The organism is Saccharopolyspora sp. NPDC000359, from assembly GCF_040300525.1.
Lineage (GTDB): Bacteria > Actinomycetota > Actinomycetes > Mycobacteriales > Pseudonocardiaceae > Saccharopolyspora.
The window spans coordinates 108,552-129,024 of sequence record NZ_JBEPDU010000005.1 but is presented as its reverse complement, the minus strand read 5'-3'; the positions used below and the strand labels follow the sequence as shown (position 1 = coordinate 129,024).

Sequence of the window (20,473 nt, the reverse complement as noted above, 5' to 3'; positions counted from 1 at the left end):
CGCCCCGGACCCCGCGCGGCGTTACTGTTCTGCGCCGTGAGTGGTCGCGAAGTCGGGGAGCACGGTTCATGATGCGGCACGGTCCCAAGTCGCTGGCGCACCCCCTGATGGGCGGGCGCCCCGACAAGGAGGAGCTGACCAACCGGCCGGACCACGCCCTGGTCGGCGTGATCCGGATGCCCGGCACCACGACCAGCCCGGTCCGGTCCATCATCCGCCGCATCATCGGCGCCACCCTCGCGCTGGCGGCCACGGTGCTGCTGGTCTACATCGGCCGCGACGGCTACCGGGACACCGCGGGCGGCGAGCTCAGCCTGCTCGACGTCGTCTACTACGCGACGGTCTCGCTGTCCACCACCGGCTACGGCGACATCACCCCGGTCAGCGACCTCGCGCGGCTGGTGAACGTGCTGGTCATCACCCCGCTGCGGGTCCTGTTCCTGATCGTGCTGGTCGGTACCACACTGGAAGTGCTCACCGAGCGCTCGCGACAGGCGTTCAAGATCCAACGCTGGAGGTCCAAGGTGCGCGACCACGTGGTCGTCATCGGATACGGAACCAAGGGCCGGTCGGCGGTCACCGCACTGCTCGGCGAAGGCGCCGAGCCCGGCCGCATCGTGGTGGTCGACACCAACCACACCGCGCTCGAGGCGGCCTCCGCGCAAGGGCTGGTCACGGTCAACGGGTCCGGCACCCGCTCGGACGTGCTGCGGGTGGCCGGTGTGACGCGGGCGCAGGCCATCGTCGTCGCCCCGGCCCGCGACGACACCGCGGTGCTGGTCACGCTGACCGCGCGGGAGCTGGCGCCCAAGGCGCAGATCGTCGCGGCGGTGCGGGAGGCCGAGAACGTCCACCTGCTGCGGCAGTCCGGGGCGGACTCCGTGGTGGTGTCCAGCGAGACCGCCGGGCGGCTGCTCGGCATGGCGACCTCCACGCCGTCCGTGGTGGAGATGTTCGAGGACCTGCTCACCCCGGACGCCGGGCTGGCGATCGCCGAGCGCGAGGTCGAGGAGCAGGAGGTCGGCGGCTCGCCGCGGCACCTGTCCGACATAGTGCTCGGCGTGGTGCGCGGAGGGCACCTGTACCGGGTGGACGCGCCGGAAGCCGACGCGATCGAATCCGGCGACCGGCTGCTGTACGTGAAGAAGGTGACTCCCGCCGAACCGTGACCTGCTCGACGGGCGGTGATCACGCGACTGCCGGTGGTCACCCGCCGGGGTCCTGGCACTATCGGGGGCGTGGTTAGGCAGCGTGGTTCGGCGTCGGTCGCGCCGATCCTGCTCGTCCTGGGGCTGCTCGGTGCCGTCCTGACCGCCGCGGCGGTGTGGCCGCTGGTGGCGGCGGCCGATCGGGAGCGCGTGGAGCTGCGCCCGGCGACGGCGACCGTCGTCGAGTCGCGCCCGTGCGGGGCCCAGGGCGCGGGTGACCTGGTCGAGGTCGAGATCGGTGGTGAGCTCCGCCGTGCGCAGTTCGACGGCTGCGGGCACAGCCGCGGCCAGCAGCTGCCGGTGCTGGTCCCAGCCGACCCGGCCGGTCCGCTCGTGGTGCGCCCGGCCACCGCGAACGAGTCGCAGCTCGACGACCTGGCCACCCGGGCCAACTGGATCCTGCTCACCCTCGCCGGGGTCGCGGGCGGCGGCTACGCCCTGATGCTCGGCCGCCGCTGACGCACGCGCGTCAGTTGACGTCCGAGGCGGCGGCCAGCCAGGTGTTGCACTGGGTGATCTCGTTCTTGTAGAAGCCCTGGTCCACCCAGGCGGTGTTGTTCTTCGTGGTGCCGTGGTCGCGGACGTTGGAGTGCTCGTCACCGCGACCGCGGGAGTCGTACAGCGCCGGGAAGATGTAGTCGTTGCTGACCCCGCCGTTCTGCAGCGCGGCCAACGTCATCCCGCCGAAGCAGGTCGCCTGCAGCTCGGACCGGCGGGTCAGCTCCAGGCCCGTCGGGGTGTCCCGGCCGCCCGCGTCGTAGGCCGCGTCGCCGAAGGCGGTGCTGATCCCGGACATGCCCTGCACCGCGTGGCCGAACTCGTGCGCGAACTGGCCGAGGTAGGCGCCCGGTTCCACGAGCTGCTCCTCCTCGGCGTAGTACCGCGCGGTCATGTAGATGGTGTGCGTCCCGGGGCAGTACATCGCGGTCTGGTTCCACTTCCGCGTGCCGCAGGGGGTTTCGAAGTCGCTGCCGCTGGTGACCACCTTCGGCGTGCGCACCGGCAGGTCCGCCTCCTCCAGCAGCGGCGTCCACGCCGCCATCAGGCAGGGCAGCGCGGCCTGGTAGAAGCGGTCCTGCGAGGCCACGTCGGTACGGAAGGTGGGCAGCTGGCACGACGTGTTCACGGCGCCGTTGTTCGGGATGTTGATCGGGTGGTCGCCCAGCCGCGCCACCGGCCGGATCTGGTCCTCGGCGTCGTAGCTGCTGGTCGCCGAGGACGTGGTGGTCTTCGAGCTGCTGGTCTCCGAGCTCGTGCTGGAGGTCTCGGAGCTGGTGGTGGTCTGGCTGCTGGTGGGGCTGCTGCCGTAGTCCGAGGCCTGGTCGGAGGTGATCGCGGCGGCGACCGCGCCGATCATGGTGATGCCGAACAGCGTGACGCCGACCAGCACCAGCGTGACGATGACCCCGGCGTTGCTCTTGCGCCGAGGCGGCCGCACCGGTGGCATCGGCGGCGGTGGCGGGCCCATCGGTGCGCCACCCCTCGGTGGCGGGCCCATGGGTGCGCCACCCCTCGGTGGCATCGGGCGCGCGGTCGGCGGTGGTGCGACCGGCCGAACGCCGGGCGGGGGTAACGGTGGGCGTGGTGGTTGCGCGCCGGGGCGTTGCGGTGGCGGCCCCTGGCGCGGCGGCTGCGGGCGGGCTCCGCGAGGTTGCTGCGGCCACGGCTGCTGCGGGGGTTGTGGTCCGTTCGGCGGCCGAGGCGGCTGGGTCATGCGGTCTTCCTCGCGGTGTGTCGAATGTGGACGATCGAGCGGAGTTCGGCGGTCCGACACCGGCCCGTCAGCTCCCCAACTTCCTCGAATCGATCTCGCCGGTTGCGCCCTGGAGAATAACTTCGGGCCGCTATGGTTCGGGCCGTGTTGACCAAACGGGGACTGCTGATCGCGCTGGCCGGGCTGCTGCTGGGGGCGCCGACCGCAGCCGCTGCGCAGGAGGAACCGGTCGACGCGCTGCCCGGCTCGGTGTCCAGCGAGGTGCACCTCAAGCTGGAGCGCGACGGAGTGGTGTCGGTCACCGAGCAGGTCGCCGTTCCCGAAGGTCGCCCCGTCACCCGCAGCCTGCCGCTGCGCCAGCCGAGCGGTCCCGGCGCGGCCCGGGTGTTCAGCGTCGCGGACGCCTCGGTCGACGGCGGTGGCGCGGTGCGCGTCGACGCCGACGAGATGCGGGTGACCCTGCAGCCCGGGGTCTCGACGCTGGAGTACGCGGTGCGCGGCGCGGTTTCGGACGCCGGTGACCTGCAGGAGGTGCGCTGGCAGGTCACCGGTGGCTGGGACGTGCCGGTGGACCGCGTCGAGGTGTCGCTGCTGGCGCCGAAGGTCCCGCAGGCGATCATGTGCCTGGCCGGACCGGTGGGCAGCACGCACCGCTGCGACCAGTACGAGATCTCCCACACCCAGGAGATGCGGGCGCTGACCTACGGTCTCGAACCCGGCGACCGGGTGGACATCACGTTCAAGCTGCCCGCCGGGACGGTCCCGGCGACGGCGGTGACCGAGGAGCACTTCAGCCTGGCGAAGGCGTTCTCGCTGACCCCGGCCACCGGTGCGGGGCTGGCGGCCATCGGGCTGGTCCTGATCGGCGGCCTCGGCCTGGTCTGGTACGCCCGCGGCCGGGACGTCCGCGCGTTCGGCGAGGACGTGGGCCGCGTCGAGGTGCTGATGCGCGATCCGGGCGGCGGCGTCATCTTCGCCTCCCCGGACGGCGTGCTGCCGGGCCAGATCGGCGTGGTCGTCGACGAGCGGGTCGATCCGGTCGACGTCACCGCGACCGTGGTCGACCTCGCGGTCCGCAACTACCTGCGGATCGAGGAGCTGCCCGAGCAGGACTGGCGCCTGGTCCGGATCAACCCGGCCGACGACGCCCTGCGACCGTTCGAGCGCGCGGTGCACGAGCTGCTGGTGGGCGAGTCGGCGGAGGTGCGCCTGTCGCAGCTACGCGGACTGGAGCTGGATCGGGTGCGCGACGCGCTGTACGCGGACGTGGTGGACAAGGAGTGGTTTGCCCGCCGCCCGGACGCGGACCGGAACCTGTTCTGGTGGGCCGGGATCGGCGTCACACTGGGTGGTGCGGCGCTCACCGCGTTGCTGGCGCTGACGAGCTCCGCTGCGCTGCTCGGGCTGGGCGTGGTGCTCGGCGGCGTCGCGATGGTGGCCAGCGCCCGCCTGATGCCCGCCCGGACGCGCCGCGGCAGCGCGCTGGTCATGCAGGTCCGCGGCCTGCGCAGCTACCTCCACGACGTCTCGGCGAACGCCCTGCCAGCGGCCGACCGCGAGCTGGTGTTCTCCCGCGCCCTCCCGTACGCGGTGGTGCTGGGTGAAACCGACCGCTGGCTGGCGGAATTCGCCGAACTCGACCCGGCCGCGGACGGCGCCCCGGGCCTGTACTGGTACGCGGCGCTGGAACCGGCGGCGGACCTGCGGAACTTCCGCCACGTCTTCCCGAAGCTGGTGCAGGGGTTCAACACGGTTCTGAAATCCTGATCCGCGTTACACCTCGCGCCTTCTGTGATGATCCCGTGATCTGCGGCCAGAAGAGTGATGCACATCGGCAACATTGCTGGTGGGAACCGTTCCGACCCGGCGTGCGTCAAGCTAGAGTAACCACACTTCGTGGGGGAGATCGCAGAATCCAGAGGGGTCTGGGATGGCAGACGATGCGGGTTTCGCCAAGGCCAAAGCGGGCCTGGCGGCGGTGAGCGGGCAGACGCAGTGGATCAGCAGTCAGGTCGGTGCGGGCAAGCTGTCGCTGGACCCGGAGGTGGCCGAGCGCGCCGCCAAGCGCTGCGACGACGAGGTCGAGGCGTTGCAGGACCTGTGGCGAACAGCCCAGGCCCTCCGCACGGTGAAGGGCCTCGGTGACTACCCGGACGGCCAGCAGCTCGCGAAGCGGTTCCAGGACAAGGCGGCGGACGGCGATTCCGGGGCGCTCAAGCTGATTCGCGACATGCAGGACGAGCTGAAGAAGCAGGCGCAGGCGTTTCGGGACGCGGCCAAGGACTACCGTGCCACCGACGAGCAGAACGCCGACGACCTGAGGCGAGGTATTCAGTGAGCACGTTTTCCCGGTCCCTGATCGCGACGACTGCCGGACTGGCGCTGTTCGGGCTTTCCGCGTGCGGCGGCGGAACCAGCGGTGGCGCTGAGGAGACGACCGCTGCGGCACCGACCTCGGCCACCTCGGGCGGCGGGTTGGCCGACTTCGACCCGTGCACGTTCTTCAAGCCCGACGAGCTGCAGTCCTGGGGGCTGTCCACGCAGGCCGAGGAGTTCACGCAGGTCAGCTTCCAGCCGGGATGCGCGTGGGAGGGCGAAAAGATGGACCTCGCCCTGCAGAAGAACGCCGACGAGACGGTGCAGAGCATCCAGGAGAGCGGCAGCTACGACAAGTTCGAGCCGATCACCGTCGGTGGTCGCGAAGCCGGGCGGATGATCGTCTCCGGTGCGACCGACCAGGGCGGCTGCGTCACCGTCGTCAACACGGGTGGCGGCATCGTGCTCTACCAGATCACCGGGTACCTGCGCGACTCCTTGGCGGACCCGTGCGCCGAGGCGGAGAAGATCGCGGACCAGACGGCTTCGCGGTTGCCGGAATGACTGAGGGGGAGTGATGGGGCTTCTCGACACACTCGACAACGCGGGTTCCCGGGTCTTCGGCTGGGAGAGCGCGGCTGAGGAGCAGCGCAAGGAGCAGGAGGCCAAGGCCTCCCAGGTCGCTCAGCAACAGCAGAACCAGTTGGCGCAGCAGAACGCCGGGCTGGACATCAACGGCTACGACTCGCCGGCGATCACGCAGTGCGTCAACTGGTCCGGGTTCAGCCACGCCGACATCTACAAGACCAACCAGGAGTCGATCAACGCGGGTCACGTCGGCGAGGTCGCCGATGCCTGGCGCAAGCTGGCCGAAGGACTGCGCGCCCGCGGCGAGAAGTACTCCACGGACCTGGCCGACATCATCAAGAGCGGTTGGGAGGGCGAGGCCGCCGAGAACGCCAAGGAGGTCGGCAAGCCCGCCTCCGACTGGATGATCGCCAGCGCCGACGCCTTCGAGGCGACCGGGAACAACCTCCGGACCGCTGGTGAGGCCGCTGAGCAGGCGGCCAGCATGGTGCCGGCGCCGGAGGGCTTCAGCTGGGGCGAGGCCGCGGCCAGCGCCGTCCCGTTCGGCGTGGTCGGCGGCGGCATCAACGCGCTCAGCCAGATGGAGGAGCAGGAGCAGGCGGAGAAGGCCGCGCAGGAGACGATGGCGCGCGTCTACAGCCCCACGCTCACCCAGGTCGACGCGAAGATGCCGAGCTACACGGCGCCGGACGGCAACATCAAGGAACCGCCGCCCGTGCCGCCCCCGCCGCCGACCGACTGGGGCGGTGGCCCCGGGGACCCCGGCCCCGGCGGCCCCGGTGGCGGCGGCATCCCCGGCGGTGGTGGCATCCCCGGCGGTGGCGGTCCCGGTGGTGGCATCCCGGGTGGTGGCGGTCCTGGCGGCGGTTACCCGGGTGGTGGCGGTCCTGGCGGTGGCTACCCGGGTGGTGGCATCCCCGGTGGCGGTGGCCCCGGCGGTGGCTACCCCGGCGGTGGCATCCCAGGTGGGGGCATTCCCGGTGGCGGCTACACCCCGCCCTCCGGAACCGGCAGCCAGTGGGCCGATCCGCCCAGCACCGGCCTCCCGGGAGCCGGTGGCCCCGGCATCCCCGGTGGTGGCGGCCCAGGTCTCCCCGGTGGTGGCGGTACCGGTGTCGGCGGCGGTGCTGGCGCCGGGGGCGCGGGCATGGTCGGCGGCCTGGGCCCCGGTGGCGCCGGAGCTGCTGGGCTGGGTGCTGGCGGCAGGGCCGGTGTCGGCGGGCTCGGCGCAGGTGCCGGAGCGGGCGCGGGCGCAGTCGGTGGCGGTGCCGCCGGAGCCCGTGGTGCGGGCGCTGGCCGGGGCATGATGGGCGCTGGCATGGGTGGCGCCGGTCGACGCGGCCAGGGCGGCGAGGACGACGAGCACGACCGCCCGTCCTGGCTCGAGGAGCAGGACGACGTCTGGATGAACGACATGCCGAAGACCGCGCCGCCGGTCCTCGGGGAGTGACGAGCAGTGCTGACCGGCGGTGCCGCGCGGCGGCGCCGCCGGTCAGCCGTTTCGCGGCAGGTGATCTCACAAGAGGAGAAGCGCAGTGGGCGTGTTGGGGCGGTGGCAGCTTCAGCCGGTGCACCTGGACATCGTGCTCAAGTACCTGGGGATCGGCGGCCTGACGCTGCCGCTGAGCAGCCGGTCGTTCGGGCACACTGCTGACCAGTTCCGGCAGATCGGGCTCGCCGAGCTGGACCGGATGGTGGCCGCGGGTTTGGTGGCCGACGACGAGGTGGTGCCGCAGCTGGCCGAGGCGCTCAAGACCCTCGCCACCCCGTACCTGTGGGTCGATTCGCTGTGGTTCCCGCAGGTCGGCAGCGACCACTGCTGGCGCGCGCTGGCGGTGCCCACCGAGGGCAACCGGGTGGTGCTCGGGGTGCAGGCGCCGAGCGAGGACCCGAAGCGCGGCGGGCTGCTGACCGTCGAGGTGCACGAGAACGTCCCGTTGCCGCAGGTGCTGCTGGCCACCCTGCCGCCCACCAGGCCGGGCTCGCAGGGCCCGGTGCGCGTGCCGCAGAGCTCACTGGCGCCGCGGCAGCCCGACGACTACGACCAGGGCAGCCTGATGCAGTCGGCCACCCCGGACCGGGGCAGCAGCGGTGACCAGCAGGTGGCGCTGTACGAGCGGATCGGGAAGGCGCCGCACCAGCGCCTCGGCCAGATCGGGGCCAACGCCCGCGACCAGTACGGCCGCCGGAAGCGCTCCGAGGTTGTGTCCTGGTTCGACAACGAGCCCGAGGGCCGCTACCTGAACCGGGTCGAGCGCGGCAGCACCGGCGAACCGGTGTTCGCGATCCTGCCCGCCGAGGCGCGCACCATCGGGGCGGAGATCGACCGGCTGATCGCCCAGGTGCGCTGATGCGCTCCGCGCACGCCTGATTCCGGGGAGTGGCGAAGGGGGCAGGCGCCGCTGCTGGCAGCGCACGTAGGCTGCATGGCATGGTCGAACCCCAGCTGCATCGCGTTACGTTGCCCAACGGGCTGCGCGTGGTGCTGGCACCGGACTCGGCAGCGGGCCAAGCGTCAGGGCAGGCTCCTGTGGTCGGTGTCAGCGTGCACTACGACGTGGGCTTCCGTTCCGAGCCGGAGGGGCGCACCGGTTTCGCGCACCTCTTCGAACACCTGATGTTCCAAGGCAGTGAGAGCCTGGAGAAGCTCGCGCACTTCCGCCACGTGCAGGGGTCCGGCGGCACCTTCAACGGTTCGACGCACCAGGACTACACCGACTACTACCAGGTGCTGCCGTCGGCCGCCCTGGAGCGGGCGTTGTTCCTCGAGGCGGACCGGATGCGGGCGCCGAAGATCACCGAGGAGAACCTGCGCAACCAGGTGGACGTGGTCAAGGAGGAGATCCGGCTCAACGTCCTCAACCGGCCCTACGGCGGGTTCCCGTGGATCCTGCTGCCCCCGGTGCTGTACTCGACCTTCGCCAACGCGCACAACGGCTACGGCGACTTCACCGACCTGGAGCAGGCGACGGTCGACGACTGCGCCGCCTTCTTCGACACCTACTACGCGCCCGGCAACGCGGTGCTCACGGTGGCCGGGGACATCGACGTGGAGCGCACCACCGAGCTGGTGCACAAGCACTTCGGCGACGTCCCGGCCCGCGAGGTCGCGCCGCGGCCGTCGTTCGGCGAGCCGTTCCCGTCCGGCGAGCTGCGCGGCAAGCACGCGGACCCGCACGCGCCGCTGCCCGCGGTCGCCCTGGGCTACCGGCTGCCCGACCCGGTCGGCGAGCTGGACGCCTACCTGGCCGACGTGGTGCTGGCCGCGGTCCTGAGCGACGGCGACGCCTCCCGCCTGCAGCAGCGCCTGCTGCACCAGGACTCGCTGGTGGTCGACGTGCACGCCGGGTGCGGTCTGATGGGGGCTCCGCTGGACGCTCGCGACCCGGACACCTTCACCGTCACTGCTATCCACACGCCGGAGGTCGGGCTGGACCGGGTGGTCGGCGCGGTCGACGAGGAGCTGGAGAAGCTGGCCAGCGACGGCCCGACCGCCGACGAGCTGGCCCGGGTCACCGCCCGCTGGGCGGCCAGCCTCCACCGGGAACACGACCGGGTGATTTCCCGGACCCTGGACCTGGGCAGCGCCGAGCTGCTGCACGGCCGGGCGGAGCTGATCTCCGAGCTGCCGACGCGGATCAGCCAGGTCAGCGCCGAGGACGTCGCGGCGGCGGCCAAGGCGCTGCGCTCCGACGCCCGCGCGGTCCTGGAGCTCGAACCCGCTGGCGACGAGAACGGAGGTGCGGCATGACCCGCGCTACGCACCGCAGCGCCGAGGAGATCGGCCGCACCGAGCTGGGCCCGCGGCCGCTGCCGCCGCTCGGCGAACCCCGCCCGGGCCGCCCGCCGGTCACCGTGGACACCGTGCTCAGCAACGGCCTGCGCGTGATCGCCGCCCGCCACGGCGTGGTGCCGATGGTCGAGCTGCGCCTGCGGATCCCGTTCGCCGGTGCGGACGCCAAGCACCCGGCGGTCGCCGAGGTGCTGGCCGAGACGCTGCTGACGGGCACCGAGCGCCGCGACCGCGTGCAGATGGACACCGACCTTGCCGCGGTCGGCGGTGACCTGCACGCCGGCGTCGACCCCGAGCGGCTCAGCGTCCACGGCAACGCCCTGGCCAGCGGCCTCGACACGCTGCTCGACGTGCTCGCCGACGCGCTGACCGGTGCTGCCTACCGCGAGGAGGAGATCACCGGGGAGCGCGCCCGGCTGGTCGAGCGGATCGCCGTCGCGCGCTCGCAGCCGCGGGTGATCGCGCGGGAGGAGCTGCAGCGCCACCGCTACGGCGACCACCCGTTCGTCCGCGAGGTGCCGCAAGCCGAGGACGTCGCCGCCGTCACCGCGGAGGAGGTCCGCGCCCTGCACCCGGAGGCGGTCCTGCCGCGCGGGTCGGTCCTGGTGCTGGTGGGTGACATCGACCCGGAGCAGGCCGTCGCGGCGGTCGAGCGGAGCCTGGGCGGCTGGGAGTCCGAGCACAGCGCCCGCGAGCTGCCGTCGCTGCCGGTCGTGCGGGGCGGCGACGTGAAGCTGGTGCACCGGCCCGGCGCGGTGCAGTCGCAGCTGCGGTTCTCCGCGCAGGCGCTGCCGCGCACCGACCCGCAGTACCCGGCGCTGCAGATCGCGAACCTGACCTTCGGCGGGTACTTCTCGTCGCGGCTGGTGGAGAACATCCGCGAGGACAAGGGCTACACCTACGGTGCGCACTCCTCGTTCGAGTTCACCCCAGGCAACGGCACGCTGCTGGTGGACGCCGACACGGCCAGCGAGGTGACCGCGGCCGCCCTGCTGGAGACCCGCTACGAGCTGGCGCGGCTGGCGCTGGTGCCGCCGACCGAGTCCGAGGTCGAGTCCGCCCGGCAGTACGCCATCGGCGGCCTGCTCACCTCCACCGCGTCGCAGTCCGGGATGGCCTCCACGCTGGTCGCGCTGGCGGTGTCCGGGCTCACCCAGGACTGGCTGGTGGAGCACCCGGAGCGGCTGCGCGAGGTGACCGTCGAGCAGGTGGCCCGGGCTGCGGAGCGGTTCGCCCCGACCGCGTTCACCGGCGTGGTCGTCGGCGACGCCGACCAGCTCGCTGACCAGCTGCGACTGCTCGGTGGTGTGGTGCTGCCGTGATCTCGTTAGTCGGTGAGGCGGGAGAATGACCTCCAACGTGTTCGTGGGGACCGGTTTCCAGCTGGACTCCGCCCCGCTGCTGTCCAGGTCCACCGTGGATCGCCGCGAGCAGCTGCGGGACGCCCCGGACGGCGGTGCCGAGCTGTGGGCGACCGGGAAGGTGGTGCTGGTCGACGCCAAGGGCCGCACCCGCATCCAGGAGGGTGCGGGCCTGGTGACCCACCCGGCGGGTGACTTCGGTGAGCGCCCGGCCCCCGGGGCGGTGCTGCTCGGCATCGAAGGCGAGGTCAGCTACTGGGCGCTGCGCAGCGACCACGACGGTGACCAGGACGGCTGGCTCGACCTGCGCCGCGGCGGCGGGCTGCTCGACGACACGGGCGCCGGGCTGTTCACCACCGCGGTCGGCCTGCTCGGCTGGCACGACAGCGCCCGCTACTGCGCGGTGTGCGGAGCGGCCACCACGCGCGTGCGCGCCGGGTGGGCGCGGCGCTGCACTGGCTGCGACCGCGAGGAGTACCCGCGGACCGATCCCGCGGTGATCTGCCTGGTGCACGACGGGGCGGACCGCGTGCTGCTGGCCCGCCAGCCGGGCTGGCCGCCGGAGCGGTACTCGGTGCTGGCCGGGTTCGTCGAGGTCGGCGAGTCGCTGGAGGCCTGCGTCGCGCGCGAGGTGGCGGAGGAGGTGGGCGTGGCCGTGGCCGACGTCCGCTACCTGGGCAGCCAGCCGTGGCCGTTCCCGCGGTCGCTGATGCTGGGCTTCGCCGCGGTCGCCGACCCCGAGTCGCCGCTGGTCCCGGCCGACGGCGAGATCGAGGAAGCGCGCTGGGTGCACCGGGACACCGTGCTGGCGGCCCTGGAGTCGGAGGGCGGCGCGGTCGACGGCCTCCGCCTGCCGCCGGGCGTCTCCATCGCCTACCGCATGATCCGCGGCTGGGCCACCTGGCAGTCCTGACCCGGGGGGCCGGTCGACACGCCCAACCGGCCCCGCGCAGGTCGTCCGGCCACGGGGCCGCGACACGCGGTCCGATCTCCGGGGTGTGACCCCGATCGGGCGAGCAGGTCTGCGAAGATGCCGGGCATGGCCGAACAACCGCGACTCCTGGAAGGTCTCGACCCGGAGCAGCGGCAGGCGGTCATCGCACCACGCGGACCCGTGTGCGTCCTCGCCGGTGCGGGCACCGGCAAGACCCGCACCATCACCCACCGCATCGCCTACCTCGTGCAGCGCGGGCTCGTCGCGCCGCAGCAGGTCCTCGCGGTGACCTTCACCGCCCGCGCGGCGGGGGAGATGCGCACCCGGTTGCGCGGGCTGGGCGCGGCGGGCGTGCAGGCCCAGACCTTCCACGCCGCGGCCTTCCGGCAGCTGCGGTACTTCTGGCCACGGGTGCACGAGACCCAGATGTGGCAGCTCACCGACAACAAGTTCCGGCTGGTGGTGCAGGCGGCGAACAAGGTCGGGCTGTCCACCGAGAAGGAGGACGTCCGGGACCTGGCCGGGGAGATCGAGTGGGCCAAGTCCTCGCTGATCGGCCCGGAGCAGTACCCGGCCGCGGCGGCCGCTGCCGGGCGCGACGTCCCGGTGCCCCCGGAGCAGCTCAGCAAGGCCTTCGCCGCCTACGAGCAGCTCAAGAACCGCGCGCAGGCCCTCGACTTCGACGACCTGCTGCTGCACATCGCGGCGATCCTCGAAGACCGCTCGGACATCGCTGAGGAGTTCCGCAGCCGCTACCGGTCCTTCGTGGTGGACGAGTACCAGGACGTCAACCCGCTGCAGCAGCGGGTGCTGGACGCCTGGCTCGGCAACCGCGACGACATCACGGTGGTGGGCGACGCGAACCAGACGATCTACTCCTTCGCCGGCGCCTCGCCGAAGTGGCTGATCGCGTTCCCGCGCCGCTTCCCGGAGGCCACCGTGGTCCGGTTGGAGCGGGACTACCGCAGCACCCCGCAGGTGGTGTCGCTGGCGAACCAGGTCATCGGCGCGGCCCGGGAGCGCCCGGCGGGCACCCGGCTGAAGCTGGTCGGCCAGCGCCCGGACGGTCCGCGCCCGGACTTCGCCGAGTACGACGACGAGACCGTCGAGGCGGAGGCGATCGCGCGCAAGATCGCCCAGCTGGCCAAGCGCGGCGTCGCGCTGTCGGAGATCGCGGTGCTGTTCCGGGTCAACGCGCAGTCGGAGGTCTACGAGAAGGCGCTGGCCGACGCCGAGATCCCGTACCAGGTGCGGGGCGGGGAGCGCTTCTTCGCGCGGGCCGAGGTGCGGCAGGCGATGGTCTCGCTGCGGACGGCCGTCGCCCGCGACGACGGTGCGCAGGACCTGCCGGCGACGGTGCGCGACGTGCTGCGCGAGGTCGGCCTGACCGACGAGCCGCCAGCCGGTGGCGCCGCCCGCGAGCGGTGGGAGTCGTTGATCGCGCTCGTGGAGCTCGCCGAGGAGCTCGCGGCCTCGGCGCCCGAGGCGGACCTGGCCCGCTACGTCGCCGAGCTGGACGCGCGCGCCGAGTCCCAGCACCCGCCGACGGTCGAGGGCGTCACGCTGGCCTCGCTGCACGCGGCGAAGGGCCTGGAGTGGGACGCGGTGTTCCTCGCCGGGCTGGTCGAGGGGACATTGCCGATCCAGCACGCCGACACCGATGCGGCCGTCGAGGAGGAGCGCCGCCTGCTCTACGTCGGGGTCACCCGGGCCCGCGAGCACCTGCACCTGTCGTGGGCGCTGGCGCGCGCTGGTGGGCGGCGGTTCCGCAGGCGCAGCCGGTTCCTGTACAACCTGGTCCCGGACGAGCACCCGGCTGCGCTGCCAGGCCGGGCCAAGCCCCGCGAGCCGCTGCAGCGGTTGTCGAAACCGGTCAAACCGCGTTGCCGCATCTGCAACGCCCAGCTGGTGAGCACCATGGACATCAAGCTGGGGCGCTGCGCGGACTGCCCGTCCGATGTGGATGAGGACCTGCTCTCCCAGCTGAAGGCGTGGCGCAGCGAGCGGGCCCGCCAGCTGAAGGTGCCCGCCTACGTGGTGTTCACCGACGCCACGTTGACCGCGATCGCCGAGCAGCGCCCGCTCGACGAGGGCGCGCTGGTGGGCATCTCCGGGATCGGGGCGTCGAAGGTGCAGAAGTTTGGCTCCGACGTCCTCGCGCTGATCCAGGGCGAGCGCCCCGATCAGCGGTGAAATGCCTGGTGACGGAGGTTTTTCAGGCCTTCGGGCGGATTCTTTGAAAAATACGTTGCGACCGGCACGGCAGTGCCAATAACCTGCAAGAGCGCGAGTCGTGGTCGGCAGGACCACGATCTGAAGTCCTGAAAGGGAGGTGGCTCCGGTGACGACGATTTCGATGTACCGCACCCCCAGCCGCCTCATGGCCGGGGCCATCGCGCTGTTCAACACCACTTTCGCGCCACTGCCAGCTGACGTCCACGCGGGCTATGGCCGAGAGTTCCAGCCGCAGTGGTTCCGCGCGCTCCCGCTGAGCGCGGTGGCCCCGCGTCGGTCCGTTCGTTGGCGAAACCCTGATCCTCTGATCTAGGGGCGCCTCTCAGGCTTGTTCAAGGCCGCGGACCAGCGATTGGGTCCGCGGCCTTTTTGGCGTCGCCAACTTTTCCCAGCTGCATCCACAACCACGACCTGTTACCGATCGACTACAGGAGGACGTCGCATGTTGACCGCGAGTGTGCCGATAACCAGCTCGGGCACCGACTTGCAGCCAGCTGCCGACACCGTCGCCGGACTTCTCGACAGCTCACCCGGCCTGGACGACAAGCTGCCCTGCCGCCAGGACCCGGACCTGTGGTTCGCCGAGAACCCCCGGGAACTGGACCAGGCCAAGGCGCTGTGCGCCGACTGCCCGATCCGGGCCGAGTGCCTGGCCGGGGCGCTGTCCCGGGGCGAGCCCTGGGGCGTCTGGGGCGGCGAGATCTTCGAACGCGGAGCGGTGGTCGCCCGCAAGCGGCCGCGTGGCCGCCCGCGCAAGCACCCGCTGCCAGCGGACCAGCCGGCGGCCGCGCAGGGCCGTCGCCAGGAGCAGGCGGCGTGAGCAGTTCCGAACACCAACCGTGCTGCGGCATCCGAACGACTACGAGGTGAGGACCATGTTCCCGGAGCAGATGACCCTGTTGCGCATGAACGAACTGCGCGAGGAAGCGCATCGACAACGGCTGACTCGCGACCTGTCCGCCGGTCGCTGGTGGCGGTGGCTGGCCGCCTACGCGACGCGGCGGGCCTCGGCCGCCTCCCGATGTTGTTGAGCTCTTGAAACACGTTGCCCTGCAACGGGTTCCGGTCGCCGCCGGGCAGTCCCCGGCGGCGACCGGGCCGCGCGCACCTTGACAACTCCAGCGTAAAAACGCGCCGTAAGCTGGTCGTTCGTGGCTACGCATTCGCACGACAACATCGACTGGGACGCGCACCTGAACCGGTTGCGGGAGGCCGACGAGCTGACCGCGCCGGAGACCGCGGAGCTGGTCGCCCGCCTGCTGGGCCCGGACGACCGCACCGTGCTGGAGGTCGGTTCCGGCGCGGGCGGCACGGCAGCGGCCTTCGCCGCGGCGCTGGCGGAGCCCGGCGGCGAGGTGGTCGTGGTGGACACCGCGCAGGAGCTGCTCACGGCGGCCGCCGACCGGGCCGGAACGGTGTCGGACCGGGTGACCGTGCACGCGGTCCAGGCCGACGCCGCGGAGGACGGGCTGGTCGGGGCGGTGGCGCGGGCCGGTGCGCCGACGCCGGTCGACCTGGTCTTCGCCGCGTTCGTGGTGCACCACCTCCCGGACCAGCTGGCCGGGTTGCGGCGGCTCGCGGAGCTGGTGCGCCCGGGCGGCCGGTTGGCCATCGTCGAGTTCGGGCTGCAGACCAAGGTGCTGCCCGATGACGTCGGGGTGGGCGACCCGGGCCTGGAGGGGCGGCTGATCGCCGGGCGGGAGCAGTGGTTCCAGCGGATGCGCGCGGAGATGACCGGGACGACCCGGCTCCGGATGGGCTGGGGCGCGGCGCTGGCCGAGGCGGGGTTGACCGACGTGCGCTCGTGGAGCTACCTGGTGGACCGACCGGCGCCGCTGGCCGACACCGGCCGCCGCGCGGTGCTGCGGCGCCTGGAACTGCTGCGCAGGCACGCCGAGGAGTTCCTGGCCCAGGCTGACGTGGCGGCGCTCGACCAGCTGCTGGACGAGACCGGCGAGCACTACGTCGGCAACCGCGACGACGTCTACTTCCTCACCGCCAACACGGTGCACGTCGCAACCCGGTGACGCCGGACAGTCACCCGGTGAAGCCGGGCTGCCACCGGGTGAGGACGTCGTGGGCGTCGACCTCCGCGTCGAGCTGGCACAGGATCCCGGTCGCGCCCAGCGTCACCCGGTGGATCAGCAGGTAGTCCGGGGGCAGGTTCAGCGAGCGGCCGGTGCGGAAGTCGGGGCTGCGCAGGTCGCCGACCCGCTCGGCCTGCTGCTGCAACCAGCGCCGGGTGAAGTGGAACGGCGAGCTGCGGATCGGGTCGACGAACGGCGCCAGGTAGGCCAGCACGTCCTCGGCCTGTACCTCCCGGTCGACCTGCACGAACCGCTCGGCGCGCAGCAGCTCCAGCAGCTCGGCGGGCTTGTCCTCCAGCGCCAGCCGGATCATCCGGCCGAAGGTGGCGGGCAGGCCGTGGGGCAGCCGGGCCACTGCGCCGAAGTCGATCACGGCGAGCCGCCCGTCCGGCAGCAGCATGAAGTTGCCGGGGTGCGGGTCGGCGTGCAGCAGGCCGACCCGGGCCGGGGCGGAGTAGTGGAACTCCGCGAGCAGCTGACCGGCGGTGTTGCGCTGCTCGCGGTCGCCGTCGGCGATGATCTGCGAGTACGGGGTGCCGGAGACCCACTCCGTGACGACCACCTTGGGGGCGCTGGCCACCACCGCGGGCACCCGGACCCCCGCGTCGTCCTGGAAGACCTTGGCGAAGGCCCGCTGGTTGTCCGCCTCGGTGCGGTAGTCCAGCTCCTCGACCATCCGGTCCTGCAGCTCGGCGAGCAGCGGCTTGACCTCGGCGCCGGGGGCCAGCGACTGGAACAGCCGGGAGAACCGCGTCAGCTGGCGCAGGTCGGAGCGCAGGGCCTCGTCCGCGCCGGGGTACTGCACCTTCACCGCGACCTCGCGGCCGTCGTGCCAGGTGGCCCGGTGCACCTGGCCGATGCTGGCCGCGGCGGCGGGGGTGTCGTCGAACTCGCTGAACCGCGTGCGCCACGCCCGGCCCAGCTGCTCGTCGAGCACCCGGTGCACGCTGCTCGCGGCCATCGGCGGGGCGGCGGCCTGCAGCTTGGTGAGCGCCTCGCGGTAGGGACCGGCCATCTCGTCGGGCACGGCGGCCTCGAAGACGCTCAGCGCCTGGCCGAACTTCATCGCGCCGCCCTTGAGCTGCCCCAGCACGGAGAACAGCTGCTCCGCGGTCCTGGCCGACATCTCGGCGCTGATCTCGGCCGCGTCCTGACCGGTGAGCCGCTTGCCCCAACCGGCCGCCAGCCGACCGGCGACGCCGAGCGGCAGGCTGGCGAGCTTGGCGGTGCGGTGCGCTGCCCGGCGGGGGATGTCGGCCACGAATTCTCCTTGGTACGCGCAGGAAAACCCACTCGGCGTTCGGACGCGTCCGAAGACGCATTCGAAATCGGGGAACCCAATCCCATGCTAGAGGTTTCCAGGCGTGCCTTGGGCAGCGTTGGCGAGGATGGCACGGACATTGCACCGCCAGGCGGATTGCGCTACTCCGCCGAACCGCCGAAAGCGGGGCGAATCGCACTTTCCGCCGCGTGGCGGGGAAACGTGCCGGAAAGCGGTCGGGGCGGCGGGCGCGGTCCGCGCATTCCGCCTGGTGCGGACCACTGCGGGGCGGGGAGGCGCGTGAGTTCCCCCCTGCGCACCGGCGCGCGGCCGCTGCGGTGTCCGACGCGCTGGCGGACTGGCGGGTGGGCCAGCGGCGGCCCACCCGGGACCGGTCACGCCTTGCCGAGGATCCGGGTCATCTTGGTGCCGCAGACCGGGCATGTGCCCTTGGCCATCCGGCGACCGTTGGTCTCCGAGACCTCGCCGGAGAAGTCGCGCTTCTCCCGGCACTTGACGCAGTAGCCGTTGTACGTCTCGGCCACGGCTCCCCTCCTTCGTGTCATGACCCAGCCCACCGGCTGGATCGTGTGCGGCCCTTCCTCCGGGCGGCTGGGGGAACGGTACATGTGGGCTATTCAACATGCATGCATTAGGAGCATCGCATGTTCGACTCAAATGAGTAATCCCTCTAGCGGACGCGGCGGGTGCGGGCTGTGGTGCGGCTCACCGGGGGAACCGATTGTCGGCTCTTCTCGCTAGGGTCCAGATTCGTGGCTGAACCCCAGGTCGAGGTGCGCCGCAGCAAGCGCCGCCGACAGACGGTGAGCGCCTATCGCGACGGCGACAAGATCGTGGTGCTGCTCCCTGCGCGGATGAGCCGCGCGGAGGAAAAGCGCTGGGTGGCGGACATGCTCAGCCGCCTGCAGCGGAGCGAGACGCGGCGGCGCTCGCCCGCGCGCGAGTCGGACGAGGCGCTGCTCCAGCGCTGCCGCGAGCTGTCCGAGCGGTACCTGGACGGGCGGGCCGAACCGAGCGGTGTCCGGTGGGTCCCGCCGATGCGCACCCGATGGGCCTCCTGCACCCCGAGCGAGGCCACCATCCGGGTGAGTCGACGCCTCCGAGATGTACCCGGATGGGTGCTCGATTACGTGCTCGTCCACGAGCTGGCGCACCTGCTGGTGCCGGGGCACGGCGCCGACTTCTGGAAGTGGGTGCGGCGCTACCCGAAGACCGAGCGGGCCATCGGCTTCCTGGAGGGGCTGTCCGCGGCCGCGCAGCTCGGCATCAGCCAGGACGACGACGCCGAGGAGGGCCAGGCGGGCTGAGGAGTACCGCTGCTGGCCCGACCGGGGAACGGCAGGGCTGGTGCGTGTGCCTGCCGCGGACGGTCCCGACCTCGTGCTGTCAGGTCCGCCTGCGGCAGGCGCTGCGCTCGGCTACCGGTCCCGCCTCGCGAGGTGGGACCGGTAGGCCCAGGTCAGGACTGGTCGTCCCGCTTCTGGTCGTCCTCGTCGGTGCCGTCCTGCTCGGCCTTTGCGGCCTCGTCGGCCTCGGCCCGGCGGATCGCGGCGATCGGGTCGTCCAGGTCGGCCGGGGCGGCGCCCCAGCGGTCGGCGAAGTCCAGCGGCTCGTCCAGGTCGGAGCTGTCCGGCAGCAGGTCGGGGTGGTCCCACACCTGGTCCCGGCTCTCGGCGCCGTGCCGCTCGGTCAGCAACCGCCACAGGTTCGCCGCGTCGCGCATCCGGCGCGGCCGGAGCTCCAGGCCGATCAGGGTGGCGAAGGTCTGCTCGGCGGGACCACCGGTCGCCCGGCGGCGCCGCACCATCTCGCCCAGCGCGTCGGCGCCCGGCAGCCGCTCGCCGACCGCCTCGGCGACGACCACGTCGACCCAGCCCTCGACGAGCGCGAGCAGGGTCTCCAACCGCTTCAGGGCGGCTTCCTGCTCCGGGGTGGTCTTGGGCTCGAGCATCCCGGAGCCCATCAGCTCCTGCATCGAGCTCGGGTTGGACGGGTCGATCTTCCCGGCCAGGTCCTCCAGCGCCGAGGTGTCGATGTGGATGCCCCGCGCGTACTCCTCGACGGTGGCCAGCAGCCGCTGCGCCAGCCACGGCACGTGGCTGAACAGGCGGTGGTGCGCGGCCTCGCGGGCGGCCAGGAAGACGGTCGCCTCGCTGATCGGCCGGTCCAGGCCCTCCACGAAGCGCTGGATGTTGGCCGGCAGCAGCGCGGCGGTGCCCGTCGGGGCGAGCGGCAGGCCGACGTCGGTGGAGGTCAGCACCTCGCCACCGAGCTGGGCCAGGCCGTTGCCGAGCTGCGAGCCGAAGGTCATGCCGCCCATCTGGCCGAGCATGGACAGCAGCGGGCCCGCGGCCTGCTTGGCCTCCTCCGGCAGCGCCTCCAGCCAGGCGCTGGACATCCGCTGCGCCACCGGATCGCACAGCCGCTGCCAGGTGGGCAGCGTCTTCTCCACCCAGTCCACCGACGACCAGGTCTGCACCGAGAGCACCCCGGCGGGCAGCGAGGTGGCGGCGTCGAGCCAGAGCTCGGCCAACCGCACCGCGTCGTCGATCGCCTTGACCTGCTCCTGGCTGGGGCGTTCGGTGCGCTGGTTGTTGTGCAGCTGCTGCACCGCGAGCTGCTTGGCGAGGTCGTAGTTGACCGGCCCGGAGCTGCCACCACCGGAGTGGCTCAGCGCCTGGCCGAGCTGGGTCAACATCTGGCCGAGCTGGCCGATGTCGAAGTTGGGCATGCCGCCCGGACCGGGCATGCCGGCGAACCCGAAGGGGTTGTCCCCCTGGTTCCCGGCGCCACCCTCAGAGCGGCCTTTCGACGAGTCGCCCTTGTCGGGGTCGTCTGGGTCCTGCGAGCCGAACCCGAACGGCAAGTTGGTCATAGTTCCACGGTACGCGGCCTGCGCCACCGGGTAGAAGCCGTCCGGCGCTCGCCGGGCGTGAGGACCGCTCACATCGCCAA

Annotated in this window: 19 protein-coding genes; 15 read left to right on the top strand and 4 right to left on the bottom strand. The window is 72.3% G+C overall.

Going from position 1 to position 20,473, the window contains the following annotated elements; genetic code table 11:
- The first annotated feature begins 107 nt into the window (after nucleotides 1-107).
- Together ABT324_RS05645 and ABT324_RS05640 are read left to right on the top strand one after the other, a co-directional pair.
- Nucleotides 108-1,169, top strand: a complete 1,062-nt coding sequence (locus tag ABT324_RS05645) for a potassium channel family protein (protein ID WP_351172312.1) — start codon at nucleotides 108-110, stop codon at nucleotides 1,167-1,169.
- Nucleotides 1,170-1,238: 69 nt separating this feature from the next.
- Nucleotides 1,239-1,667: a hypothetical protein gene (locus ABT324_RS05640; RefSeq protein ID WP_351172148.1), complete on the top strand. Its 429-nt coding sequence runs from the start codon at nucleotides 1,239-1,241 to the stop codon at nucleotides 1,665-1,667.
- 10 nt (nucleotides 1,668-1,677) lie between these two features.
- Here ABT324_RS05640 and ABT324_RS05635 read toward each other — a convergent pair whose 3' ends face one another.
- Nucleotides 1,678-2,676, bottom strand: coding sequence for a neutral zinc metallopeptidase (locus ABT324_RS05635; protein ID WP_351172145.1), 999 nt, complete (start codon nucleotides 2,674-2,676; stop codon nucleotides 1,678-1,680).
- A gap of 390 nt (nucleotides 2,677-3,066) precedes the next feature.
- Here ABT324_RS05635 and ABT324_RS05630 point away from each other — a divergent pair, with 390 nt between their 5' ends.
- From ABT324_RS05630 to ABT324_RS05575, 12 genes are all read left to right on the top strand, one after another.
- Complete coding sequence (locus ABT324_RS05630) at nucleotides 3,067-4,689, top strand: DUF2207 domain-containing protein (protein WP_351172143.1); 1,623 nt, start codon at nucleotides 3,067-3,069, stop codon at nucleotides 4,687-4,689.
- 163 nt (nucleotides 4,690-4,852) lie between these two features.
- A complete protein-coding gene (locus ABT324_RS05625; protein ID WP_351172140.1) occupies nucleotides 4,853-5,260 on the top strand; it encodes a hypothetical protein in 408 nt (135 codons plus the stop codon).
- Nucleotides 5,257-5,802, top strand: a complete 546-nt coding sequence (locus tag ABT324_RS05620) for a DUF3558 family protein (RefSeq protein WP_351172137.1) — start codon at nucleotides 5,257-5,259, stop codon at nucleotides 5,800-5,802. The genes ABT324_RS05625 and ABT324_RS05620 overlap by 4 nt, the downstream gene beginning before the upstream one ends.
- Before the next feature lie 13 nt (nucleotides 5,803-5,815).
- Entirely contained in the window at nucleotides 5,816-7,276 is a 1,461-nt protein-coding gene (locus tag ABT324_RS05615; protein ID WP_351172134.1) for a PPE domain-containing protein, read from the top strand.
- An 85-nt stretch (nucleotides 7,277-7,361) separates the two neighbouring features.
- The gene (locus ABT324_RS05610) at nucleotides 7,362-8,177 is read left to right on the top strand and encodes an ESX secretion-associated protein EspG (RefSeq protein ID WP_351172132.1); all 816 of its coding nucleotides are present in this window, start codon (nucleotides 7,362-7,364) and stop codon (nucleotides 8,175-8,177) included.
- 80 nt (nucleotides 8,178-8,257) lie between these two features.
- Entirely contained in the window at nucleotides 8,258-9,577 is a 1,320-nt protein-coding gene (locus tag ABT324_RS05605; protein WP_351172129.1) for a M16 family metallopeptidase, read from the top strand.
- Nucleotides 9,574-10,941 (top strand): M16 family metallopeptidase, encoded by a 1,368-nt coding sequence (locus ABT324_RS05600; protein WP_351172126.1) that lies wholly within the window; start codon nucleotides 9,574-9,576, stop codon nucleotides 10,939-10,941. Before ABT324_RS05605 ends, ABT324_RS05600 begins: the two co-directional genes overlap by 4 nt.
- A 25-nt stretch (nucleotides 10,942-10,966) precedes the next feature.
- Nucleotides 10,967-11,893 (top strand): NAD(+) diphosphatase, encoded by a 927-nt coding sequence (nudC, locus tag ABT324_RS05595; RefSeq protein ID WP_351172123.1) that lies wholly within the window; start codon nucleotides 10,967-10,969, stop codon nucleotides 11,891-11,893.
- 126 nt (nucleotides 11,894-12,019) lie between these two features.
- On the top strand, nucleotides 12,020-14,107 hold the full coding sequence (locus ABT324_RS05590) for an ATP-dependent DNA helicase UvrD2 (protein WP_351172120.1): 2,088 nt from the start codon (nucleotides 12,020-12,022) through the stop codon (nucleotides 14,105-14,107).
- A gap of 484 nt (nucleotides 14,108-14,591) precedes the next feature.
- Nucleotides 14,592-14,969 carry a WhiB family transcriptional regulator gene (locus ABT324_RS05585; RefSeq protein ID WP_351172117.1) on the top strand — a complete coding sequence of 126 codons (378 nt, stop codon included), beginning with the start codon at nucleotides 14,592-14,594 and terminating at the stop codon, nucleotides 14,967-14,969.
- A gap of 55 nt (nucleotides 14,970-15,024) precedes the next feature.
- Complete coding sequence (locus ABT324_RS05580) at nucleotides 15,025-15,180, top strand: hypothetical protein (protein WP_351172114.1); 156 nt, start codon at nucleotides 15,025-15,027, stop codon at nucleotides 15,178-15,180.
- Nucleotides 15,181-15,300: 120 nt separating this feature from the next.
- Nucleotides 15,301-16,176, top strand: a complete 876-nt coding sequence (locus ABT324_RS05575) for a class I SAM-dependent methyltransferase (RefSeq protein WP_351172111.1) — start codon at nucleotides 15,301-15,303, stop codon at nucleotides 16,174-16,176.
- 10 nt (nucleotides 16,177-16,186) lie between these two features.
- Here the strand turns inward: ABT324_RS05575 and ABT324_RS05570 are convergent, their stop codons facing one another.
- Nucleotides 16,187-17,497, bottom strand: a complete 1,311-nt coding sequence (locus ABT324_RS05570) for an ABC1 kinase family protein (protein ID WP_351172108.1) — start codon at nucleotides 17,495-17,497, stop codon at nucleotides 16,187-16,189.
- A 395-nt stretch (nucleotides 17,498-17,892) separates the two neighbouring features.
- Nucleotides 17,893-18,042 carry a DUF5679 domain-containing protein gene (locus ABT324_RS05565; RefSeq protein ID WP_010693945.1) on the bottom strand — a complete coding sequence of 50 codons (150 nt, stop codon included), beginning with the start codon at nucleotides 18,040-18,042 and terminating at the stop codon, nucleotides 17,893-17,895.
- A 228-nt stretch (nucleotides 18,043-18,270) separates the two neighbouring features.
- Between ABT324_RS05565 and ABT324_RS05560 the strand changes: the two genes are divergently transcribed.
- A complete protein-coding gene (locus ABT324_RS05560) occupies nucleotides 18,271-18,825 on the top strand; it encodes a M48 metallopeptidase family protein (RefSeq protein WP_351172105.1) in 555 nt (184 codons plus the stop codon).
- 152 nt (nucleotides 18,826-18,977) lie between these two features.
- On the opposite strand, the gene ABT324_RS05555 is transcribed toward ABT324_RS05560, so the two are convergent.
- Nucleotides 18,978-20,393: a zinc-dependent metalloprotease gene (locus tag ABT324_RS05555; RefSeq protein WP_351172102.1), complete on the bottom strand. Its 1,416-nt coding sequence runs from the start codon at nucleotides 20,391-20,393 to the stop codon at nucleotides 18,978-18,980.
- Between the last annotated feature and the right edge of the window lie 80 nt (nucleotides 20,394-20,473).